Genomic DNA, 21,603 nt, shown 5'->3' with positions numbered 1-21,603 from the left:
GCCGGTGGAGGGGCGGCGGGCGGTGCCGGGGACCGTCCGCCGCCCGTTTCCCGTCCGTGGCCCCCTCAGGCCGCCGCGGGCCGCGCCCCGGGAGCGGGCATCGCCGCGAGGCGGCCGGTGTGGTGCAGCCCGTACAGCGCGGCGGCGCACGCCAGGCCCAGCGCGAGCAGCGCGCACCACGGCAGCGCGGACATCCCCGCCGCCCGGGCCGCGTCCAGCGCGGCGCCGGTGAGCAGGTTGCCGAGGGTGATGCCCACCCCGCAGATGGTGTTGTACAGCCCGTAGTGAGTGGCCACGAGCCGGTCACCCGAGAGCCGGACGATGGTGTCCATCTCGAAGGGATAGGCGATCATCGTCCCCAGAGCGAGCAACAGCGCCGAGAGCGCGGGCGGAACGGCCGCGAGCAGCCAGCGGCCCACGCCGCCCTCCGGTTCGGGAACGGCGGTCGCGGCCAGCAGCGGCACGAACGCCACGCCCATGGTGAGCAGTCCCCAGGCCAGCGCCCGCCCCGGCGCCATCCGGGCCTTGCACCAGGCCGTGACCTTCGTCTGCCCGAGGATGGTGGCCAGGCCCGAGACGGCGAACAGCAGCGCCACCGCCGCGGTCCCGCCCGCGCCCTGGCCACCGAGGCGGCGCACCTCCAGCGGCAGGGCCAGATAGACCTGGAACGACAGCACATACGAGCCGATCATGGCGACGGAGAAGAGCAGGAACGGCCGGTTGGCCACCACGTCCCGCCACTGCGACCACACGCTCTCGCGCGCGGCGCCCCGACCGCCGTCCTCGGCGTCGTCGGCCCGGCGGGACGGCAGCGCCCGGATCTGGACGACGCTGAGCACCGCGAAGACCGCCGCGGCCGTAAGGCAGGTGACGCGGAAGTCGATGCCGGTCAGCACCATGCCCACCAGCGGGCCGAGCAGGATACCGGCCTGGTAGAAGACGTTGAACAGCGCGAACGCCTCCACCCGGCGCTCCCCCGCGTCCGCTGCGACATACGCCCGTACGGCGGGATTGAACAGCGCTCCGGCGAGCCCGGCGGCCGCCGAGGCCGCGAGCAGCGCGGGCAGGGAGTCCACGAGCCCGAGGGCCGCGAACCCGGCGGTGCGCAGCACGCATCCGGCGACGATCAGCGGCTTGTAGCCGAACCGGTCGGCCAGGGTGCCGCCGACCAGGAACATGCCCTGCTGGCTGAAGTTGCGCACCCCCAGGATCAGTCCGACCAGCCAGCCGGCCAGTCCGAGGGTTCCGGACAGATGGGCGGCCAGGTAGGGCATGAGCATGTAGAAGCCCAGGTTGATGGTGAACTGGTTCACCATCAACAGCTGGACGCTGCGCTCGTAGGAACGCGCCTGCGTGAACAGTGCCTTCACCGGCCCTCCTCCTCGCCGGCGTCCTCGGTGGCGCCGTCGTGGGAGAGGGGGTCGACCACGGTGGTGCACCGGGTCCAGCGGGTCGCCTCCTTCTCGTCGAGGTGACCAATCACCTCCGGTTCGGGTGCCGGGGGCGAGTCGAGCAGACCGTGGGCGGCGCAGTAGTCGTCGTCGTAGACCGTCCCCAGGTAGCGCTGCGGGCCGTCGGGGAAGATCGCCACGATGCGAGTGTCCGCGGGGCTGGTCCGGGCGAGCCAGCCGGCCACCAGGGCGACCGCTCCGACACTCCATCCGCCGGTGGCGTAGTGGGACGCGGCCAGCTGACGGCACGTCCACACCGCCTCCGCCGGGGCCACCCAGTGCACTTCGGAGAACTGGTCGTAGGCGACGTTGCGGGGGTAGATGCTGGATCCCAGTCCGCGCATCAGGCGGGGCCTGGCAGGCTGGCCGAAGATGGTCGAGCCGGTGGTGTCGACCCCGACGACCTTCAGGCCGGGGTAGAGCTGGCGCAGGACCCGGGAGACGCCCGCGGAGTGGCCGCCGGTGCCGACGCTGCACACCAGGGTGTCGATGTGGCCGAGTTCGCCGGCCAGTTCCAGCGCGAGCGGGGTGTAGGCGGCGACGTTGTCGGGGTTGTTGTACTGGTCCGGACACCATGAGCCGGGGTGTTGGTCCCGCAGGCGCCGGACGCGGTCGCGGCGGGCCTGCTGCCAGCCGCCGGTGGGGTGGGGCTCGGATACGACGTTGACCTGGGCGCCGTATGCGGTCAGCAGCCGGTTCATGGAAAGCTCGAGACCCGGGTCGGTGACCAGGGTGACCGGGTGGCCGTAGACCATGCCGGCCAGGGCGAGTCCCAGTCCGAGAGTGCCGCTGGTGGACTCGATGATCCGGCCGCCGGGCCGCAGTTCGCCGCGGGCCCGGGCCCGTTCGACCATGTGCAGCCCGGGGCGGTCCTTGATGCCGCCGGGGTTGAAGCCCTCAAGCTTGGCCCAGAAGCCGCGGCCGGCCGGGGCGAGGGGCTCGGACACCCGCAGCAGAGGGGTGTTGCCGACCAGGTCGGAAATGGCCGACCTTGCGGTGAGCGAACCGGTGTCGGTGGTCGTGGTGGATTGCATCTTCGTGTTTTCTCCGCAGAGCGTGAAAAGTGTCGGGTCGTCTTTGACCGCGTCACGGCCGAGCCGCGGCGGGCTTCCCGATCCGGGGAGGCCCCTCGCGTGCGGTGGCGGGACGGCGGTGGCGGGCATGGCCTAAATGCGCCACCGGCAGACGACGGCGAGTCTGGAAATCCCGGACCGCGCTCGGCTGCCCCGTTCCTCCCGGGGCCGTATCGCCGCGCGGAAGGCCGCCCTGGCCGGCGCCGGGAGCGCACCGGCAGTCGGCGTCAGATCGCGGGACGGCGCCGGTGGCCGCGGCGTGGACAGGCCGGTGAGGCCGAGGGGAGCGCAGGATTCGACGCCGCGCGCCGCCTCGGGTGCGTCCGGGTCCCCGGGGGACGCCGCCGTGGGCGGCCCGGAGGTGGTCTGCGCCATGGCGCGCGGGTCGGCCGGCTCCTTGTGCGGGCCGAGGCAGTCGACAGCGGTCAGCAGCAACCCGCACAACAGAAGCGCGACAACACCGCGATACCACGACGAGCCCGGTAAAAGGGCATGGCGGACGTGGGAGTGGAACGGCAACGGTTCCTCCGCATGACACACCTACCCCGCCCTACGGGAGGGCGTGGGTGGTGAGCAGAAGTGGGCATGGGGGGGGTGGCGGCGCCCGGACCTCTCCGGATCAGCGCCCTTGAGCGGCGCGCCACCGGAAGTCGGGGAGCCGTGAGCCGGAAGCGCCTGACCGGGGCGGCGTATGCGGCATACGCCGGCAGGCCGACGGTACGGCGGAGCCTAGATCCTCAGAACCGCGCGGACGGCGGAGTCCTGGAACGGGCACCTGGCCCAGGACATCGGTGCCCGGCCGGTCGCCTCGAGCGGCGCGATCAGGGCAGCCGGCTCCCGGCCGGGCAACGCCGGGCAGGGAGCTGCCACTCCGGAACCGTGCTGTGGCTGGGCGACCAGACACTCGTGTGCGGGATAGGGAGAGCCGTGGTGGCCGTCGTGGTGGTCACGCGTCACGAACGCACCGTCAGAGGTCTTCTCCGAGGCGGCGGATGCCGTCATGACAGCGCCGCCGTGGCCCACGGAAACACCCTGGCCCGCCGCGATGGTGGCGAGGTGCCTCGTCACGCCCTCCGGGCTCACGCCATGCGCGTACACCAGCCCGAACAGGAGCGCGGCCACCCACAGCAGACGCAGCGGGCGCCCCGAGGGGCGGGACCGCGGCATAACGGAGGGCGACCAGGCCGTAACCATGCCGTGACCTTAGCACTGCCGCGGGAGCACCCGAGAAACACCCCTGAAACATCGCGCCAACCTGCCCGCGCGGCGAACGGAATCGGTCACGTACGGCTGACGCAGGCCATCCGGAGCACATCGGCGCCACGGCCCGGAGGGGACCCCCTCGCCACATGGATCGCCGAATGAGCAGGGGCGGGGCGGGCATTCAGGACCGCCGTCCCCAGGGCGGGGAGCCCGAGCAGCAGCGCGCACGGAAACAGCGACTCGACGCGGGCCGGACCGTCACAGGGGTGCGCCATGGACTCACAGCAGCCACCGTCACCGCCCGAGACGCGGTGATCAGAAGGCTGGATTCCGCCCCATCGGTCGACGGATGCCCCGACCGCGCCGAACTCCCGGACGGACACCGGTCCGCGGTGGCCGCCAGGAACGTGAAGCGCGCAGACGAGCGCATGGGCCACGGCGAACAGCGCCAGACCCAGGAGCAACCCCGCCAGCGGGCCGCACTTCCCCGGCCCTTTCACCACACCCCGGAACATGGCGCCGATGTTAGCCAATTGAGAACGCTATGCACGCATAGTTCACTTTTGAGTGAATCACTCACCCGCCGCCGCACACAGATCGCCGACGTCCCCGCCGCGCTCGCCGAGGCCGCCCGCGTCCTGCGGCCGGGCGGACACCTCTACGCTCAGCCCTCCGTGCGTCATCGGCGTCGCCCGCAAGGGCCACCCGCGAGAAACCACGGAGTGACGCCGGGGGCCACCGCGGCCCCCAGCGTCAGGCAATGGGGATCAGGCCCGATAGGCCACCATCGCCATCATCCCGGCCTCGCCGTGGTAGGCGTTGTGGCAGTGCAGCATCCACTGGCCGGGGTTGTCGGCGTCGAAGACCACGGACAGCTTCTTCTTCGGCAGCACGATCGCGGTGTCCTTACGCGGGCCGGCCTTCCCGAGCTGGTAGGTGTGGCCGTGCAGATGCATCGGGTGCCACATCTGCGTGCTGTTGACGAAGTCCAGCCGGACCCGCTGGCCCTCCTCGACCGTGATCGGGTCGGCCGTCGGGTTACGCATGTCGTATGCCTTGCCGTTGATGGCCCAGTTGTACTTGGCCATGCCGCCGGTCAGCTCGATCCGGTGCACCCGGTCGACCTTCTTCGAGGGCAGCCGGACGCCGTCCGCCGCCCGGAGCCGGGACGCCGTCATGATCATGCCGTTCAGCTCCTTCGGCCGTACGGTCGCTTTCGGCGCACCGCCGGAGCCGGTGCGGACCAGGGCCATGGCGGTCGCGTTCTTGCCCTCCGCGAGCGCGACGAGCGGGAAGACGCCGTCGGCGAGGGTGACCAGGACGTCGTAGCGCTCCCCCATACCGATCAGCAGGGCGTCGGCCTGTTCGTGCTCGACGGGGAAGCCGTCGGTGTGGGTGACGGTCAGCCTGTGGCCGCCGAGCGCGACGCGGTAGGCGGTGTCGCCACCCGCGTTGATGATCCGGAGGCGGACCCGCTTGCCGGGCTTGCCCCGGTACACGTCCGGGTCGGCCGGCACGCGGCCGTTGATCAGGTGGTACGGGTACTTCACATCGCCGGCGTCGCCGCCGAGCAGCTCGCTCTCCGCGCCCATCAGCATGAACTTCATCGACATGCCGTCGCCGGAAGCGGACGGCGAGTCACTCGTCCCGGCCGTGCCGCCGCCCATGTCCATGCCGTCCATGCCGTGGCCGCCCGAGTGCATCCCGTCCATGCCCCGCTTCACCTCGGCGAAGACCTGGTCGGGGGTGCCGGTGACGCCGTCGACCCAGTCGTCCAGGACCACGACCCACTCGTCGTCGTACGACAGCGGCTCCTTCGGGTCCTCGACGATCAGCGGGGCGTAGAGACCGCGGTCGAGCTGGACACCGACGTGCGGATGGAAGAAGTACGTCCCCGGGGCGTCGGCGATGAAGCGGTAGGTGTGGTTGGCTCCGGACCGCACGGCCGTCTGGGTGACCGGGGGAACGCCGTCCATGTCGTTGCGCATGGCGATGCCGTGCCAGTGGATGGACGTGGCGGTCCGGTCCGGCAGCTGGTTGGAGAGCTCGGCAGCCACGGTGTCGCCCACCGACACCCGGAGCTCCTTTCCGGGGGTCCGGCCGGAGAAGGCCCAGCTCCTGGCCATGACACCGGCGCCGAGGTCCAGCGTGGCGGGCGCGGCGGTCAGGGTCGTCCGGTGCACCCTGCCGGTGCCGGCGCGCTTCTTCTCGGCGGCGGCGACCGCCGCACCGGACGGCTGGACCAGCTTGGGGGCGCTCCCGGAGCCCTCCCCGGAGCCGCTGCACGCGGCGAGCGCTCCCGCGCCCGCGAGGCCGAGCCCGGCCAGCAGGACGGAACGACGGTTGATGCTGTTCATGGGGATGGTGTCCTCTTCTCGACATGCCTTCTGTTCGGTCGCGTGCGGGCACGGCTGTTCGCGCGCGGGCGCGCGGACGGCCGTGGGGCGGCCTACAGGAGCAGTCGGGAGAGAACGGAGAGATCGGGCGGGGCGCGGCTCACGGTGCCGGGGACATCGCGCCCGGCCGGAGCGGCGCGGGTGTCGCGGCCGACCCCGACACGGAGTTCGGCGGGCGGGGCGATTTTGACCACGTCGACACCGGCGGTCGCGCAGTGCTGCATGGCCATGCCCGGACAGGGGCCGACGTCGCTGTCCGCGACCGGAGCGGCGGGCCACGCGGCGCTGCCGTGCCCCGTCGCGTCCAACGGCGTCGCAGTGGCGGGCGCGTGGCCCATGCCCGGCATCCCGCTCATGGCGGTCGCGTGCGCCGGGGCGGAGACGGCGGCCGTCTCGTGGTGGACGAGCACGACGAGCGCGGCGAACAGCGCGATGACGGCGACCCGCGTCCAGCGGACCGCGCCACCACGGGCGCGGATCCGCCGAGTGCCCGCTGTCGTCATCGCTTCCGTCCGTGTTTCCGGTGGGTGTCGCCGCCAATATACCCCGCGGGGGTAAGACGGGCTCACCCGCTGAACATTCTCCTAAGCCACTACGTACTAAGAGCATCAGTAGTTGAGGGGGACGGGAAAGGGTGATGATGGAGACCTTGGCTCTGAGCTGGTCCGTGGCGGCGATCGCCGCACTGGTGGCCGCCGTCAGCATGGTCCGGGTGGCGACCACCAGCGGCGAAACCCGCTTCGCGGCGGGGAGCGATCTACTGATGGGCGTGTGCATGGCCGTCATGGCGCTGCCCGCGACGACGGCCTGGTACGCGGGGTACGGCATGTGGTGGGCCACCGCGTTCGCCCTCCTGGGGCTCGGCGGCGTGGCGATGGCCGTCAAACACACCCGTGAGTGCGGCTGGAGCCACGGCCGCCACTGGGTACACCTCATCGTCGGCAGCGCCGGAATGGTGATCATGACGCTCGCCATGACGACCACATCCTCGGGGCCGGTGCTCGCACTGGGCGGTTCTTCGATGGCCGGGATGCCTGGAATGGAGAACATGCCGGGCATGGAGAACATGCCGGGCATGGAGCCGGCGCCACGCGACACCGGATCGGGGCACGACATGGGGTCGATGCCCGGGATGAGCATGCCGGGCATGACCGCCGCCGACACCACCACCGCCTCGGCTTCGGGCTCCGTCTGGCGTTTCGTGATCGCGGGGCTCGCCGTGTACTTCCTGCTGTCGATCGGCGCGTCCGTGTGGGCCCGGGTCCGGGGCACCGGCCGCAGGCGTCCGATCGGCCGCGAGGGCGGCCGGGGTCGCGGCTGGGGTCGCTGGCTGCTCGCCATGCCGGACACGGTTGTGGTGTTCCTGGCATCGCTGACCCTCTCGGTGTGGGACCGGGCCAGGGCGACGGAACGGGGAAGCCACGGCCGTCGGCGCAGGCTCGGCGCGGCGCCTGACGCGGCCCTGGCCGCTCATATCGGCATGGGCGGAGCCATGTCCGCGATGCTGCTCATGATGGTGGCGTGACGGGCTTCACCTCACGCGGCGTGGGTCATGTGTCGTCAGCGGCGCTCATGGCGGCCGTGTCGAAGGACACCTCGCCGCTGAGGTAGCGCTTCGGAGAGGTGCCGACGGTCCGGCGGAACGCGGCGAGAAACGCGCTCGGGGTCGCGTATCCCACGGCGTGTGCGACACGGGACACCGGCCGGCCCTCGGCGAGGAGGGGCAGCGCGGCGCGCAGCCGCGCATGGGTGCGCCAGCGGTCGAAGCTCATGCCGGTGTCCTGGACGAACAGCCGGGTCAGGGTGCGTCGGCTCGCACCGGCGGCCCGTGCGTGCGCATCCAGACCACGGCGGTCGGAGGGATCGGCGAGCAGGGCGTCGGCCACGGCGCGCACACGGTCATCGACGGGCCGCGGCACGTCGATGGGCAGGGCGGGCAAGGGACGGAGCAGGTCCGGCAGGACCGCCTCGGCGCGCAGCCGCGCGTCGTCGGCGAGGTCCTCGCGACCGAGGTAGGTGATGAGGTGGGCGAGCAGCCCGTCGACACCGACCGGCATGGGTTCGGTCCAGTCCAGACCGCACCGCGCGTGCGCGACATAGACGCTGCAGAGGACCGCCTCGCGGGTCGCGCCGGCCCGGTGGACCACCCCGGCCGGCACCCACAGCGCCCGGGTCGGCGGCAGCACCCAGTAGGTGTCGTCCACGGCGACGCCGAGCACACCGCGCCGCGTCCAGGCCAGCATGTGGTGTTCCGGATGGCTGTGCGCGGAAATCCACTCCCCCGACAACAGCGGAAACTTCCCGACGACGATCGCGCCGACCCCCGGTGGGACGGCACGCGAGACTTCCTCGGTCATGCGGCACAGCGTATGGCCTCAACGCGATATGACATGGCCTCATGGCGGATGGTGGCCAACTCGGCCCGTCCATAGCGTCGTCGTATGCCGATCACACCTTCGCGCCCAGCGCGCCGCCCCGGTACTCATCCGCAGCCGAACCCTGCGGGACGGCCGTCATGACCGCCACGCCTCAGGCCCGGACCACGGCCGCGAACCGTCGCCGGCTCGCGCTCGTCGTGCTGTGTTTCGTGCAGTTCATGCTCGTCCTGGACGACACGGTGGTGAACGTCGCTCTGCCCAGCATCCGGAGCGAGCTCGGCTTCGGCGCCGCGGGGCTGGCCTGGGTCGCGGGCGCGTACTACCTCGCCTTCGGCGGGCTGCTGTTGCTGTTCGGCCGCGCGGCCGACCTGCTGGGCCGCCGGCGCGTCTTCCTCGGCGGCGTGGCGCTGTTCGGCGCCGCGAGCCTGTTCTGCGGGCTGGCCCAGGAACCCTGGCAGCTCGTCACCGGGCGGTTCGTCCAGGGTGCGGGCGCGGCCATGGCCGGCCCGGCCGCGCTGTCACTGATCACCCTGCTGTTCCCCGGCACCGAGGAGCGGGCCAAGGCGCTCGGTGTGTGGGGCGGCATCGCGGGGCTGGGCGGCACGATGGGCCTGGTGATCTCCGGCGCCCTGACCGGTTTCACGTCCTGGCGCTGGATCTTCCTGATCAACCTGCCGGTGGCCGCCGTGGCCCTCGCGCTCGTCCCCCGGCTGGTCGCCGAGAGCCGGGCTCCCGGCCGGGTACGTCCGGACTTCCCCGGAGCGGTCCTGGGCACCGGCGCCCTGCTGTCCCTGGTCTACGGTCTGACCCGGGCCGGGGAGTCGGGCTGGGGCGACCCGCTCTCCGTCACGCCCGTGATACTCGCCGTCGCCCTGGCCCTCGCCTTCCTCGCGGTGGAGTCCCGTACGGCCGAGCCACTGGTGCCGCTCTCGTTCCTCTCCTTCCGCACCCGGGCCGTCGCCAACGCCGCGACGCTGCTGTTCTCCGCGGCCTTCTACGCGATGGCGTTCCTGCTGATGGTCCACCTCCAGACGGTGCTCGACTACGGCCCGCTCACGGCCGGAGTCGCGTATCTGCCCTACGGCGCAGGCATCCTCACGGGGATATGGCTCTCGTCCCGTGCCGTCATCGGGTTCGGGGTGCGCCGGACCCTCGTCGGGTCGTTCCTGATCTGCTCGGCCGGCCTGCTGCTGCTCTCCGGAGTGGCGCCGAGCGACGGCTACGCCTCCGGGGTGCTGCCGGGCATACTCGTCACCAGCCTGGGCTCCGGGCTGAGCCTGCCCGCTCTCACCGTCGCGGCGGTGACGGGCACCACCGAGGAGAACGCCGGGCTCGGCTCGGCCCTGCTGAGCTCGGTCCAACAGGTCGGCGGCGCGGTGGGGCTGGCGGTCCTGGTCGCCCTGGCCACCCGGCGCAGCGAGGCCCTGACCGCGGAGCGGGGCCCCGAGCACGCCGCCACGGAGGGCTTCTCCCTCGCCCTGACCGTCGCGGCCGCCCTGCTCGCGCTCGGCGCCGTCCTCATAGCCGCCCTGCTCGGCAAGGACCACCGACGAGAACCCGCGCTCGAGGCCGACCGGGCGTGATGTGTGCTCCGCTCCTGGTGTCAGTGCACGTGGGGGCCGCCGGACGGCCGCGGCTTGCCGCGCGGTACGAGGAGCAGGGCGACGGGCAGGCTCGCGGCGGCCACGATCGCGCTGAGCGTGAACGCGTCCGTGAAGCCGTCGATCGCTCCGCGCTCGATACCGGCCGCGGCGACGGTGGACATCACGGCCACCCCGACCGAACCGCCCACCTCGTGGAAGGTGTTGACGACCCCGGAGGCGAGCCCCGCCTCCTCGTGGGCGACCATCGCGAGCGCGGTGGTGGTGGCGGTGACGAAGACCGCGCCGATGCCGAGCGAGGCGACGGCCAGCCCGGGCAGCAGCCTCGCGTACACGCTGCCGTCGGCCGGCAGCCACGCCAACGGCACGGTCCCGGCCGCCGCCACCGCCATGCCCGCCACGGCCGTCGGACGGCTGCCGATCCGGCCCACGAACCGCGACCCGAGGTGGGCGCCGAGGCCGGTGGCCACGGCCACCGGCAGGAACACCAGCCCGGTCTTCAGCGCGTCGAGTCCGCGTATCCCCTGGAGATAGACCGAGCCGAGGAAGAAGAACGCGATCAGCAGCGCGGTGGCGACGAGCATCAGGAACGCCCCCGCGACCACCGGGCGCCGGGTGAACATCCGCGGGTCCATCAGCGGGGACCGGGCGGCGCGTTCGACGACGACGAACACCGCGTACAGGACGAGCGCCGCGAGCAGCGGCAGTACGGCGGTGACATCGCCCCAGCCCGCGTCCCCCGCCTTCACCAGGCCGTAGATGAGCGACGCGGTGCCCGCGGTGACCAGCACGGCGCCGGGCACGTCGAGCCGGACGGGCTGGGGCGCCCGGCGCGGGAGCAGCGCCGGCAGGGTGGCGAGCGCGAGAACACCGACGGGGACGTTGAGGTAGAAGACCCATTGCCAGCCGGGCCCGTCGGTCAGGACGCCACCGAGCAGGACGCCGAAGGCCGACCCGGTGCCGCCGATCGCCGCCCACACCCCCAGGGCCTTGTTCCGCTCCTCGCCCAGGAAGGTCGTGGTGACGACGGACAGGGCCGAGGGCGACAGCAGCGCGGCGCCGACGCCCTGGCAGATCCGCCCGGCGAGCAGCGTGGTGGCGTCCGTGGCGACCCCGGTGAGCAGGGACGCCGCGGTGAACACCGCGAGCCCGGCGAGCACCGTGCGATGGGCGCCGAGCGCGTCCGCGAGGCGGCCGCCGAGCAGCATCAGCCCGCCGAAGCAGAGCGTGTAGGCGGTGACGACCCAGGTGAGCGTCTCGCGGCCGAGATGGAGGTCGGCGGCCATGTCGGGCAGGGCGACGTTCACGACGGTGACGTCCAGGATGAGCATGAACTGGGCCAGGCAGAGCAGCGCCAGCATCAGCCATCGGCGCGGCGGGACTTCCTCGTGGGGCGCGGGCGGATGCTGCGCGTGGGCGGTGTGGTGAGAGTGGCTCATGACGATTCCTCCGTACGGGCCTGACGCACGCGATGCGCGGACACATGAACTGTACGGTTCAGTTCAACTGAACTCAACCGTACAGTTCAGATGCCGGGTAGACTCATGCCATGAGCCCCGAGACGGTCAGGACACCCGCGAAGCAGCCGCCCGCCGGGCCACGCGCCGAAGCCAAGCGGCGGGCCATCGTGACGGCCGCCCGCGCACTGTTTCTGCGCGAGGGCTTCGAGGTGAGCGTCGATCTGATCGCCGCGCGCGCGGGCGTGTCCAAGGTGACCGTCTACAACCACTTCGGCAGCAAGGAAGCCCTGTTCATCGGGGTCGTCAAGGACTCGCTGGACGCGCCGCTCAGCGGCGACCTGGTCGCGGCGATCGACGGACTCGCCGACTCGGACGACCTGCGGGCGGCACTCGTCACCGTGGCCCGGGCCTGGGTGGACGGCATCCACGCCGACCCGGACATCCTCGCCCTGCGGAACGTGGTCGCCCGGGAGCTGCACCGCTTCCCCGAACTCGGCGCCGTGTGGCACCAGTCCGGCCCCGAGCACCACCACCCCGCCGTGGCGGGAGCGCTCCGGAGACTGGACGAGGACGGCCGGCTCGCCATCCCCGATATCGAGGTGGCCCTCCTCCAGCTGTACTCGCTCCTGGTCTTCCCGCACCTCGTCTTCAGCGCCTACGGCGCCGACGTCGACGACGGCCTCACCGACCGCCTGATCGCCGGCGGCGTCGACATGTTCCTCGGCCACTACGCACCGCGATCCGCCCGGCCATCGATTTGACGCCCGAAGTGTCGAGCGTTGTGCTGGGTACGGAAGGGAACGGACGTGGCCAGGAGCCCGGCGGCCGAGGCGGGCGTCATCCAGCTCGCCACGCCCAGCCTGGGAAATCGCAGCTACTTGATCACGGATGGCGCGGTCGCGGTCGCCGTGGACCCGCAGCGTGACATCGAGCGGATCACGGCCGCGCTCGACGCGGGGGCGCTTCGGCTCGGGGCGGTGGTGGAGACCCATCTGCACAACGACTACGTCACGGGCGGTCTGGAACTGGCCCGACGCCGCGGTGCCGACTATGTGGTGCCGACGGGTCCGAAGCTGGGCTTCGACGCCGTAAGGGCGGGCGACGGGGACGAGTTCCGGGCCGGGGAGCTGCGGATCCAGGTGATCGCCACCCCCGGCCACACCGACCATCACCTCGCGTACGCGTTCGCGCCCTGCGACGGGGCGCCACGGCTCGTCTGCACCGGCGGCTCGGTGCTGTACGGGACGACCGGGCGCACGGACCTGATGGGGGCGGAGCTCGCCGAGCCGCTGGCCCGCCGCCAGTACCGGTCGGCCCGCCACCTGGCCGAGGTGCTGCCCGATGAGACCGTGATCCTGCCGACCCACGGCTTCGGGAGCTTCTGTGCCGCGGCGACGGCCGGTGCGGTCGAGCGTTCGACGATCGGCTCGGAGCGCGCCGCCAATCCCGTGTTCAACCTGGACGAGGAGGCCTTCGTCTCCGGCGCGCTGGCCGGTCTCGAGCCCTTCCCCGCGTACTACCGCCGGATGGCCGCGATCAATGCCGCCGGGCCGGCCCCCGTGGCCGGCCTCGGCGCTCCCCGCCCCGCGGACCTGACCGAGGTGGCCACCCGCATCGCGGCCGGGGAGTGGGTGGTGGACGTACGGCCGCGGGCGGACTTCGCGCACACCCATCTGCGGGGCGCCGTGAACATCGACGCCCGCGGCGCCTTCGCCACCTATCTGGGCTGGCTGGTGCCGTTCGACGGACCGCTCACCCTGCTGGCCACCGACGCCGAACAGCTCGAAGCCGCCCGGAGGGAGCTCCTCAGGATCGGCTTCGACCATCCCGCGGCCGTCGCCACCGGTAACCCGCTGGAATGGGCAGGCCCCCGGTGGCTGGCCTCCTACCCGCGCACGGACTTCGCCACCCTGGCCACCGCCCTGGCCGGGCGGCCGGTGGAGGTGCTGGACGTCAGGAGCGGCGGCGAGTGGCGGCGCGGACATCTGCCCGGCGCCCGCCACATACCGCTGCCCGAGCTGCCCCGCGCCCTTCCCGCCCTGCCGGACGCCGAGATCTGGGTGCACTGTCACAGCGGCTTCAGGGCCGCGATCGCGGCCTCCCTGCTGGCCGCCGCGGGACATCAGGTCGTACTCGTCGACGACACCTTCGAACACGCGCAGCCCGAACGGGCGGGATCACACTGAATCAGCCCGGGGACGAGGCGACTTGCACGCGGTGGCTTTCGTCGTCCGAGAGGAACGCCGCCAGTTCCCGCCCCTCCTCGGCGACCGCGGCGTGTTCTGCCGGGGAGAAACCGCGCAGCGGGGCGACGACCACGGTGTCGGCCTTGACGCTCCACGTCGCGGCGACGCGCCCGTCGACCAGCACGACACGCTCGCCGGCGACCGAGAGGCCGCGGTGGGCGTCGTCGATGATCCGGCCGCGGTCGTGGTAGCCGAGGATCGCGTTGTCGAAGGCGGGCAGAAACCGCACCGGAGCGGGGGTGTCGGGGTCGGGGCGAGGCGCGCCGGGGAGGTCGAGCAGCTCGCGGCCCCGCTCGTCGCGAAAGGTGACCAGCTCCTCGCGGATCGCGGCCACCGCGGCGGGGAGTCCGGCCAGGCCGCACCAGGCGCGCAGATCCGCCGAGGCCGCGGGGCCGTACGCGGCCAGATAGCGCCGTACCAGCGCCTGGCCGACCGGGTCGGAGCCATCCGGGGCGAGCGGGTCGGGCTTTCGCCCCAGCCAGGAGGAGAGCAGGACGTTGCGCACCCCCGCCTTGGTGCGCCACAGCCCGCGAGGCGGTGTCTGCACCACCGGGACGAGTGCCGCGACCAGCATTTCGCCCAGCGCCCGCGGTTGCGGCGCCGGCCGGTGCGGGGCGACCACCCGCACCAGCTCGGCCATCGTGCGGGGCTCGCCGTCGGCCATCACCGCCCGGCCCGCCTCGCCGAGTTCGTCGAGGTCGATCCCCTCGAACTCACGGCGGTAGGTCCCGAGCACCCGTTGGCGCAGCATGGCGTCATGGCGGGATCGCCAGGCCAGGACGTCGTCGGCGGTGAGGAGATGGACGGTGCGGCGCATGAGATGGGTCCGCACCACGCTCCGCCCCGTCAGCAGCTCCGAGAGGACCGCCGGGCCGAAGGCGCGCAGCCGCGACCAGAGCCCGACGAACGGCTCCTGCGGCTCCTGTGCCTGCATGCCGCACAGGTGGGCGACGGCGTCCAGGGCCGGTAGGTCGGCGCGATCGAGCAGCAACTGCCGGGCGAGCGTCGCGCGGCCCAGGGCCCGGTTGTCCAGAACGGTCACCGTCAGCTCGACTTCCGCCCGTCGAGGGCCTCGCGCAGGATGTCCGCGTGCCCGGCGTGCTGGGCGGTCTCGGCGATGACGTGCATCAGCACCCGGCGCACGCTCCGCACCGCTCCCGGCTCGTTCCAGGGCGCCTCCGGCAGTGGGTGCGTCGCCGACAGGTCGGGCACGGTGGCGATGATCTCCTCGCTCCGGGCGGCGACCCGCTCGTAGCCCTCGAGGATCCCGGCCAGTGTCTCGCCGGGGAGCATCTGGAAGTTGTTCCGGTGGTCGATCGCCCACTGCGGGATCTCGCGTGCGGTACCACCCGCGAGATCCGCCCAGGTGACGCCGTCGGGCAGGTCGTAACGCAGCGCCGACGGGCCATCGGCCACAAAGCGCAGCCATCCCTCCTCGATGGATGCGACGTGTTTGATCAGCCCGCCCAGGCTCAGCTCGCTGACCGTCGGGCGCTTGGCGGCCTGCTCGTCGCCGAGCTCGCGCACCGTGTTGGTCAGAGCGGATCGCGCGGCGGCCAGCTCGGCGAGCAGGTCGGCCCGCTCGCCGTCGAGGGCTGCGGGGGGCGTGGTGGTGGCAGTCACGGTGTTCGGGTTCCTTCTGGTCGTTCTCGTTCCGGCAGGGACAACCGTGGCAGGGGAAGAGGTCAGGGTGTGGCCGCTTCTCCGGGCACCATGGGCCTCATGCCGAAAACCTCAGCGCGACTGCTGTCCCTGCTCTCCCTGCTCCAGGCGCGCCGGGACTGGCCGGGCCGGTTGCTGGCGGAGCGGCTGGAGGTCAGTCCGCGCACCGTGCGCCGCGACATCGACCGCCTGCGCGAGCTCGGCTACCCGATTTTCACCACCAAGGGCCCGGACGGGGGCTACCGGCTGGAGGCGGGCACGGAACTGCCGCCGCTGCTGTTCGACGACGACCAGGCCGTGGCCCTCGCCGTGGCGCTCCGGACCGCCGCCGCCACCGCCGGTGTCGGCATCGAGGAGGCCGCGGCCCGCGCGCTGAACACCGTCCGGCAGGTGATGCCCGCGCGGCTGCGTCACCGTGTCGACGCCCTGCGGGTCACCGCCGTCGAGAGCCCCGGGGCCCGGCCGAATCCGCAGGTCGACCCCCGGGTGCTCATGACGCTCAGCGCGGCCGTGCGCGCCCGCGAGGTGCTGCGCTTCGACTATGCCCCCGCGTATCCGCCGGGAGCCGCCGACGCCGGACTCGCCGCCGCGGCTCCGCCGCGCCGGGCGCAGCCACACCACCTCGTCACCTGGGGCGGGCGCTGGTATCTCGTCGCCTGGGACCTCGACCGCGACGACTGGCGCACCTTCCGCGTCGACCGGATCGCCCCGCGCACCCCGACGGGGCCCCGCTTCACCCCGCGCGACCTGCCCGGAGGGGACGTGGCCGCCTTCGTCGCCGACCGGTTCCGGGGCTCCGACGGGTCCGGCGGCTGGCCCTGCCGCGGCGAGGTGATCCTCGACCTGCCCGCCCGCGAGGTGTCCGGCCACGCCCACGACGGGGTCGTCGAGGAACTCGGCCCGGACCGCTGCCGGCTCGTGCTGGGCTCGTGGTCATGGCCCGCGCTGGCCGCCGCCATCGGCAGGTTCGACGCCGGTATCGAGGTCATCGGGCCGGCCGAGCTCAAGGACGCCTTCGCGCGCCTGGCCCGCCGCTACGCCGACGCCGCGTCAGCGCACTCCGCGTCAGCGCTCTCCGCGGATCGGCGCCGTGGCCGGGTAGTTGCTGTCTCCCCCGCCGATGGTCAGGAAGAGCGGTGCGATCAGCGGGGCGAGGAACTGGGGCAGTGAGTTGGCGATAGCTGCTGGAGCTGTCCATTCGGCTCGCTACGCTCTTCGCCACCGACCAGTGAGCGGTGCACCCGGCACCGGGCCGGTCAGGCCGCGGAGCGCAGCTCCCCCTCGACGCGGGAGACGGCCCGGTTCAGGTGGCGCTACCGGGAGTTCGAGCAGCAGCTCCTCGTCCCGCTGTGGACCGAGATCGGTGAGCTGATGCCGGCCCACCCCTCCTCCCGGGCCCTGCCGCACCTGTGGCGCTGGAACGACCTGCTTCCCTCGGCCGAGCGCGCGGGGCGGCTGGTCCCGGTCGGCCGGGGCGACGAACGCCGCACCATCGCGCTGGCCAACCCGGGGCTCGGCGTTCAGCCGTTCGCGACGCCGACGCTGTGAGCGGCGATCCAGTACCTCAACCCCAACGAGGACGCGCCGGTCCACCGCCACACCCAGCACGCCTTCCCCTTCGTGGTCGAGGGCGAGGGGGGGTGGACCGTGGTCGACGGCGACCCGGTGGCCATGCGGCGCGGCGACTTCCTGCCGCAGCCCGGCTGGCACTGGCACGCCCACCTCAACCACAGCGACCGCCCGATGGCCTGGATCGACGGGCTGGACATCCCGTTCCAGCACTACACTGTGGTCCCACCCCGGGCTGCGCCCGCTGACCCATCTGCACCCCACCCCGGCCACACCGCTGCTGGCCTACCGGTGGGAACACACCGACGACGCGCTCCGCGAGCAACTGGCCCTGGAACGCGAGGGCCACGACGTGACCGTCGAGCCCGGCCACGCCGCGGTGCGCTACACCAACCCGACCACGGGCGGCGACGTCATGCCGACGCTGCGCACCGAGTTCCACCGGCTGGCCCCGGACACCGCGACGGCCACCCGGCGCGAGGTCGGCTCCTCGGTGTTCCAGGTGTTCGACGGCACCGGCGAGGTCACGGTCGGCGCGTCCCGCTGGACCGTCGAGCGCGGCGACCTGTTCGTCGTCCCCTCGTGGCAGCCGCTCACCGTGGCGACCGAGCGGGGACTGGACCTGTTCCGGTTCTCCGACGCGCCGATCTTCGAACGACTGCATCTCCACCGCTCCCACCAGGGAGGCGACCGAGCATGAAGCTGGCGACCGTACGCGCCGAGGGCGGGTTCCGCACGGTGCGTGTCGAGCCCGACGGCCATGTCGACATCGGCCCCGGCGACGTGGGCGAGTTGCTCACCCGGGCGGACTGGCGGACGGTCGCGGCAGCCGCCACCGGCGACCTCCTGCCGATCGAGCCCGCCCGGCTCGCCCCGGTCGTCCCCCGCCCCGGCAAGATCGTCTGTGTGGGGCTCAACTACCGTACGCACATCACGGAGATGGGCCGCGATCTGCCCGAGTTCCCCACGCTCTTCGCCAAGTTCCCCGAGGCGCTGATCGGCCCGAACGACCCGCTGCCCCTGCCGCCCGAGTCCGACGCGGTGGACTGGGAGGCCGAGCTCGTCGTGGTCGTCGGCCGGCGCGTCCGGCGCGCCGACCGCGCCACCGCGGCGGCCGCCATCGCCGGATACACCATCCTCAACGATGTGACCTTGCGCGACTGGCAGTTCCGCACCCGCGAGTGGCTCCAGGGCAAGACCTGGGAGGACACCACTCCGCTCGGCCCCTGCCTGGTCACCCCGGACGAGCTGGCCCCCGACGCCGAGATCAGCTGCACCCTCGACGACGAGGTCGTCCAGAAGTCCACCATCGGTGATCTGCTCTTCGACCCGGCCGACCTGATCGCCTATGTGTCGACCATCGTCACCCTCGACCCGGGCGACCTGATCGCCACCGGCACCACCGGAGGGGTGGGTCACGCGCGCGAACCACCGCGCTGTCTGCGGGACGGCCAGCGCCTGGTCACCCGCATCGAGGGCATCGGCGAGCCGGTCACCCCGGTGCGGCGCGCGGAACCGGACACCGCGTCATGAGCGCCACCGCACCGGTGACGTATCTGCGCTGGATGGCGCAGGGGCACGAGTACTTCACCGCCCGCCTCGAAGCCATCGGCGATGAGCGGCTGGACGGGCCGAGCGCCCTGCCCGGCTGGTCCGGCGGACACCTGCTGTCCCACGTCGGCCACAACGCGACGGCGCTGGCCCGGCTGGCGCACTGGGCGGCCACCGGGGAGCCGACGCCGATGTACCCGAGCCCGTCCGCCCGCGCCGAGGAGATCGAGTCCGGCGCGCGATGGCCGGCGAGCCGGCTGCGCGACTTCGTCGAGGAGGAACAGGAACACCTGGACACCGCGCTCGACAAGATCACCGACGAGGGGTGGCGGGCCGAGGTGGTCACGGCCCAGGGCCGGACCGTGCCCGCGGCCACGATCCCCTGGCTGCGCTGTCGCGAGGTGTGGATCCACGCGTGCGATCTGCCGGACGGCGGCGACTTCACGGCCCTCCCCGACGCTCTGCTCGACGCGCTGATCGGCGACGCCCTGACTCGCCGGCGCGGCACGCAGGGGGTCGAGTCGGACGTGCGGGCCACCGACCGCGAAACCGGCGGCGCCCACGAGGCCGGTGGCGCGGCGGTCCGCGTCGAGGGACGCGCCGCCGATCTCGCGCGGTGGCTCACCGGCCGCGGGCGGGCCCAGGGCCTGCACACCACCACGGGGGCGCCGCTGCCGCAACTGCCGCCCTGGCTGTGACCCGAGGCGTGCCCGGCCGCTGGGCGACCCGGTCGGGCTGCCTCCGGATTTCGCGGAAGTTTCTCTTCCGTCCAAGACCTTGGCATGTCCCGCATCACTGTTTATGGTTCAGTGCAATGCTACACAGCACTGGAGATGCGAATGGATGATCGGGATTCCCTGGACCGATCCCCGCGTGACGCCGTCGGCCGGACCGGCGCGGTGGCTCCGCTGGCCCCCGGAGAGGTGACACCCCTGGGCGGCTCACGGGTGCGGATCACCGGGGGGCTGCTGGCCGACTGGCAGCGGCGCAACCGCGAGGCCACCGTGCCGCACACGCTCGAACAGCTCGAGAAGGCGGGCAACCTGGAGAACCTCCGTCGTCTGCTGCCCACGAAGCTCGCGGAGAATGAGCAGGTCAGGCCCTATCAAGGCCGGTATCCGTTTCTGGACACCGACCTCTACAAGACCCTGGAGGGGCTGGCCTACGAACTGGCGCGGCCGGACGAGGGCGGCGACCTGGAGCGGCAGGTGATGCGGGACTTCTACGAGGAGACCGTGGGGCTGCTGGAGCGTGTCCAGGCCCCGGACGGCTACCTCAACTCCTTCTTCCAGGACCCCGACTGTGCCAAGGCCCCCTGGGAAGATCTTGCATGGGGCCATGAAATGTACAACCTCGGTCACCTCGCACAGGCCGCGGTCGCCGCCCACCGGCAGCTCGGCGACCGACGCCTGCTGGATGTGGCCATCCGCTTCGCGGACCTGGTGGTGGAGCGCTACGGGCCGACGGGCGAGGAGGCGGTCTGCGGCCACCCCGAAGTCGAGATGGCTCTGGTGGAGCTCTACCGGGAGACCGGCGACGAGAGATATCTGACCCAGGCCCGGCTGTTCGTGGACCGCCGCGGCCGCGGCACCGTGGTGTCACGGGTCTTCGGCTCCCAGTACTTCCAGGACCATGTGCCGCTGCGCGAACTCCCGTCGGTCACCGGACACGCGGTGCGGATGACCTACCTGGCCGCGGGCGCCGCCGATGTGTACCGGGAGACCGGCGACCGGGAACTGCTCGACGCGCTGCGGCGGCTGTGGGACGACATGGTGGCCACCAAGCTGTATGTGACGGGCGGGCTGGGCAGCCGCCACTCCGACGAAGCCGTGGGCGACCGCTACGAACTCCCCTCCGAGCGCTCCTACAGCGAGACCTGTGCCGCCATCGGCACCATGCAGTGGGCCTGGCGGATGTTCCTGGCCACCGGTGACGCCCACTACCCCGACGTCCTGGAACGCGTCCTGTACAACGCGTTCGCGGTGGGCCCCGCGGCGGACGGGCGCGCCTTCTTCTACGACAACCCGTTGCAGCGGCGCGCCGACCACGACCAGCGCAGCGGCGCCGAGGAGGGCGGTGAGGCACTGCGCCGGGCCTGGTTCGGCTGTCCCTGCTGCCCTCCCAATGTGGTGCGCTGGATGGCCCAGCTCGCCGACTTCCTGGTCGCCGAGCGCGCCGGAGAACTGCTGGTCGCAGGGTATGCGCAGGCTCATGTGGACGGGACGGAGGTCGCGCTGGACATGGCGACCGGCTATCCCTGGGACGGCGAGGTACGGCTCACCGTGCGCCGGGCGCCCGACCGGCCGTACCGGATCTCGCTCCGGGTGCCCGGCTGGGCGGACGCCGGGCGGATCCGGCTCACGGTGGGCGACGAGGCCGTGGCCGGGGAGGTGCCGGCCGGGACCGCGGTGGACGGCTGGCTCACCGTCGAACGGCTCTGGCGCCCGGGTGACGAGCTGCGGCTGAGCCTGCCCATGCCGGTCCGCGGCCATGTCTCCCATCCCCACCTGGACGCGACGCGTGGCGCGGTCGCGGTGGCCCGCGGCCCGCTGGTCTACTGCGTGGAGCAGCAGGACTGCCCGGCCGGCGTCGACGACGTGGTGATCGGCGCGGAACACCTCGCGGCCGCCGGGACCGTCGTCGCCCCGGAGGCCGACGGCGGCGGTCCGGCGGGGACGGTGCTGATCCGGGTGGCGGCGGATGTCGCGCCGCCGCGGTCACCGGAGTTGTATCCCGTGCTCACGGCCGGACCGCGAGAAGCCTCCCCCGACACCGACACCGACACCGACACCAGCACCGCTGACATGCTGCTCGTTCCGTACTTCGCGTGGGGCAACCGAGAGCCCGGCCCCATGCGCGTGTGGATCAGAAACGTCTGACCAGCCTCCCCCTGGTTCCTCTGATCCCCTGATCCCCTGGTCCTCCTGGACCCCGGCCCCCAGGCCGCAGGTACGTCACCCGTACCCCCCCCTTTACTCGCACCTCCCCCACGTGTGCGTCCCCTTGTCCGTGC

At 72.6% G+C, this 21,603-nt stretch carries 19 protein-coding genes and 1 pseudogene; 9 read left to right on the top strand and 11 right to left on the bottom strand.

The window, feature by feature from the left end:
* Window positions 1-65: 65 nt before the first annotated feature.
* The 7 genes from ACZ4WQ_RS32360 to ACZ4WQ_RS32330 form a co-directional block, all read right to left on the bottom strand.
* A complete protein-coding gene (locus tag ACZ4WQ_RS32360) occupies window positions 66-1,370 on the bottom strand; it encodes an MFS transporter (RefSeq protein WP_361191463.1) in 1,305 nt (434 codons plus the stop codon).
* A complete protein-coding gene (locus ACZ4WQ_RS32355; RefSeq protein WP_311728992.1) occupies window positions 1,367-2,485 on the bottom strand; it encodes a PLP-dependent cysteine synthase family protein in 1,119 nt (372 codons plus the stop codon). Before ACZ4WQ_RS32355 ends, ACZ4WQ_RS32360 begins: the two co-directional genes overlap by 4 nt.
* A gap of 132 nt (window positions 2,486-2,617) precedes the next feature.
* Window positions 2,618-2,959, bottom strand: coding sequence for a hypothetical protein (locus ACZ4WQ_RS32350; protein WP_385349013.1), 342 nt, complete (start codon window positions 2,957-2,959; stop codon window positions 2,618-2,620).
* Between the two features lie 294 nt (window positions 2,960-3,253).
* Window positions 3,254-3,718 carry a hypothetical protein gene (locus ACZ4WQ_RS32345; RefSeq protein WP_311728990.1) on the bottom strand — a complete coding sequence of 155 codons (465 nt, stop codon included), beginning with the start codon at window positions 3,716-3,718 and terminating at the stop codon, window positions 3,254-3,256.
* Window positions 3,719-3,804: 86 nt separating this feature from the next.
* The gene (locus ACZ4WQ_RS32340; RefSeq protein ID WP_398373542.1) at window positions 3,805-4,260 is read right to left on the bottom strand and encodes a hypothetical protein; all 456 of its coding nucleotides are present in this window, start codon (window positions 4,258-4,260) and stop codon (window positions 3,805-3,807) included.
* A gap of 234 nt (window positions 4,261-4,494) precedes the next feature.
* Complete coding sequence (locus ACZ4WQ_RS32335) at window positions 4,495-6,084, bottom strand: multicopper oxidase family protein (RefSeq protein WP_398373541.1); 1,590 nt, start codon at window positions 6,082-6,084, stop codon at window positions 4,495-4,497.
* Between the two features lie 92 nt (window positions 6,085-6,176).
* A complete protein-coding gene (locus ACZ4WQ_RS32330; RefSeq protein ID WP_398373540.1) occupies window positions 6,177-6,626 on the bottom strand; it encodes a hypothetical protein in 450 nt (149 codons plus the stop codon).
* Window positions 6,627-6,760: 134 nt separating this feature from the next.
* Here ACZ4WQ_RS32330 and ACZ4WQ_RS32325 point away from each other — a divergent pair, with 134 nt between their 5' ends.
* The gene (locus ACZ4WQ_RS32325; protein WP_398373539.1) at window positions 6,761-7,648 is read left to right on the top strand and encodes a DUF5134 domain-containing protein; all 888 of its coding nucleotides are present in this window, start codon (window positions 6,761-6,763) and stop codon (window positions 7,646-7,648) included.
* 25 nt (window positions 7,649-7,673) lie between these two features.
* On the opposite strand, the gene ACZ4WQ_RS32320 is transcribed toward ACZ4WQ_RS32325, so the two are convergent.
* A complete protein-coding gene (locus ACZ4WQ_RS32320; RefSeq protein WP_398373538.1) occupies window positions 7,674-8,480 on the bottom strand; it encodes a helix-turn-helix domain-containing protein in 807 nt (268 codons plus the stop codon).
* A gap of 158 nt (window positions 8,481-8,638) precedes the next feature.
* Between ACZ4WQ_RS32320 and ACZ4WQ_RS32315 the strand changes: the two genes are divergently transcribed.
* Window positions 8,639-10,084, top strand: coding sequence for an MFS transporter (locus tag ACZ4WQ_RS32315; protein WP_361191479.1), 1,446 nt, complete (start codon window positions 8,639-8,641; stop codon window positions 10,082-10,084).
* 20 nt (window positions 10,085-10,104) lie between these two features.
* Here the strand turns inward: ACZ4WQ_RS32315 and ACZ4WQ_RS32310 are convergent, their stop codons facing one another.
* Complete coding sequence (locus ACZ4WQ_RS32310; RefSeq protein ID WP_398373537.1) at window positions 10,105-11,541, bottom strand: MFS transporter; 1,437 nt, start codon at window positions 11,539-11,541, stop codon at window positions 10,105-10,107.
* Between the two features lie 110 nt (window positions 11,542-11,651).
* On the opposite strand from ACZ4WQ_RS32310, the gene ACZ4WQ_RS32305 reads away from it, so the two are divergent.
* Together ACZ4WQ_RS32305 and ACZ4WQ_RS32300 are read left to right on the top strand one after the other, a co-directional pair.
* Window positions 11,652-12,323, top strand: a complete 672-nt coding sequence (locus tag ACZ4WQ_RS32305) for a TetR/AcrR family transcriptional regulator (RefSeq protein WP_311728982.1) — start codon at window positions 11,652-11,654, stop codon at window positions 12,321-12,323.
* Window positions 12,324-12,368: 45 nt separating this feature from the next.
* Window positions 12,369-13,748 (top strand): rhodanese-like domain-containing protein, encoded by a 1,380-nt coding sequence (locus ACZ4WQ_RS32300; protein WP_398373536.1) that lies wholly within the window; start codon window positions 12,369-12,371, stop codon window positions 13,746-13,748.
* Window position 13,749: 1 nt separating this feature from the next.
* Here ACZ4WQ_RS32300 and ACZ4WQ_RS32295 read toward each other — a convergent pair whose 3' ends face one another.
* Together ACZ4WQ_RS32295 and ACZ4WQ_RS32290 are read right to left on the bottom strand one after the other, a co-directional pair.
* Complete coding sequence (locus tag ACZ4WQ_RS32295; RefSeq protein WP_398373535.1) at window positions 13,750-14,850, bottom strand: winged helix DNA-binding domain-containing protein; 1,101 nt, start codon at window positions 14,848-14,850, stop codon at window positions 13,750-13,752.
* A gap of 2 nt (window positions 14,851-14,852) precedes the next feature.
* On the bottom strand, window positions 14,853-15,431 hold the full coding sequence (locus ACZ4WQ_RS32290; protein ID WP_311728979.1) for a DinB family protein: 579 nt from the start codon (window positions 15,429-15,431) through the stop codon (window positions 14,853-14,855).
* Between the two features lie 99 nt (window positions 15,432-15,530).
* Here ACZ4WQ_RS32290 and ACZ4WQ_RS32285 point away from each other — a divergent pair, with 99 nt between their 5' ends.
* The 5 genes and pseudogenes from ACZ4WQ_RS32285 (at window position 15,531) to ACZ4WQ_RS32265 (ending at window position 21,469) form a co-directional block, all read left to right on the top strand.
* Window positions 15,531-16,640: a helix-turn-helix transcriptional regulator gene (locus tag ACZ4WQ_RS32285; RefSeq protein ID WP_398373534.1), complete on the top strand. Its 1,110-nt coding sequence runs from the start codon at window positions 15,531-15,533 to the stop codon at window positions 16,638-16,640.
* Window positions 16,641-16,784: 144 nt separating this feature from the next.
* Window positions 16,785-17,739 (top strand): annotated as a pseudogene (locus ACZ4WQ_RS32280) (cupin domain-containing protein); the annotation flags it as partial.
* Complete coding sequence (locus tag ACZ4WQ_RS32275) at window positions 17,736-18,572, top strand: fumarylacetoacetate hydrolase family protein (RefSeq protein ID WP_398373533.1); 837 nt, start codon at window positions 17,736-17,738, stop codon at window positions 18,570-18,572. The pseudogene ACZ4WQ_RS32280 and the gene ACZ4WQ_RS32275, both read left to right, overlap by 4 nt.
* On the top strand, window positions 18,569-19,288 hold the full coding sequence (locus tag ACZ4WQ_RS32270; RefSeq protein ID WP_398373532.1) for a maleylpyruvate isomerase family mycothiol-dependent enzyme: 720 nt from the start codon (window positions 18,569-18,571) through the stop codon (window positions 19,286-19,288). Before ACZ4WQ_RS32275 ends, ACZ4WQ_RS32270 begins: the two co-directional genes overlap by 4 nt.
* Window positions 19,289-19,429: 141 nt before the next feature.
* Window positions 19,430-21,469, top strand: coding sequence for a glycoside hydrolase family 127 protein (locus ACZ4WQ_RS32265; RefSeq protein ID WP_468022626.1), 2,040 nt, complete (start codon window positions 19,430-19,432; stop codon window positions 21,467-21,469).
* Window positions 21,470-21,603: the final 134 nt, after the last annotated feature.

It is taken from the genome of Streptomyces sp. NPDC028305 (assembly GCF_055569495.1).
The sequence above is the reverse complement of the archived record's forward strand: the minus strand, read 5'-3'. Positions and strand labels throughout refer to the sequence as shown.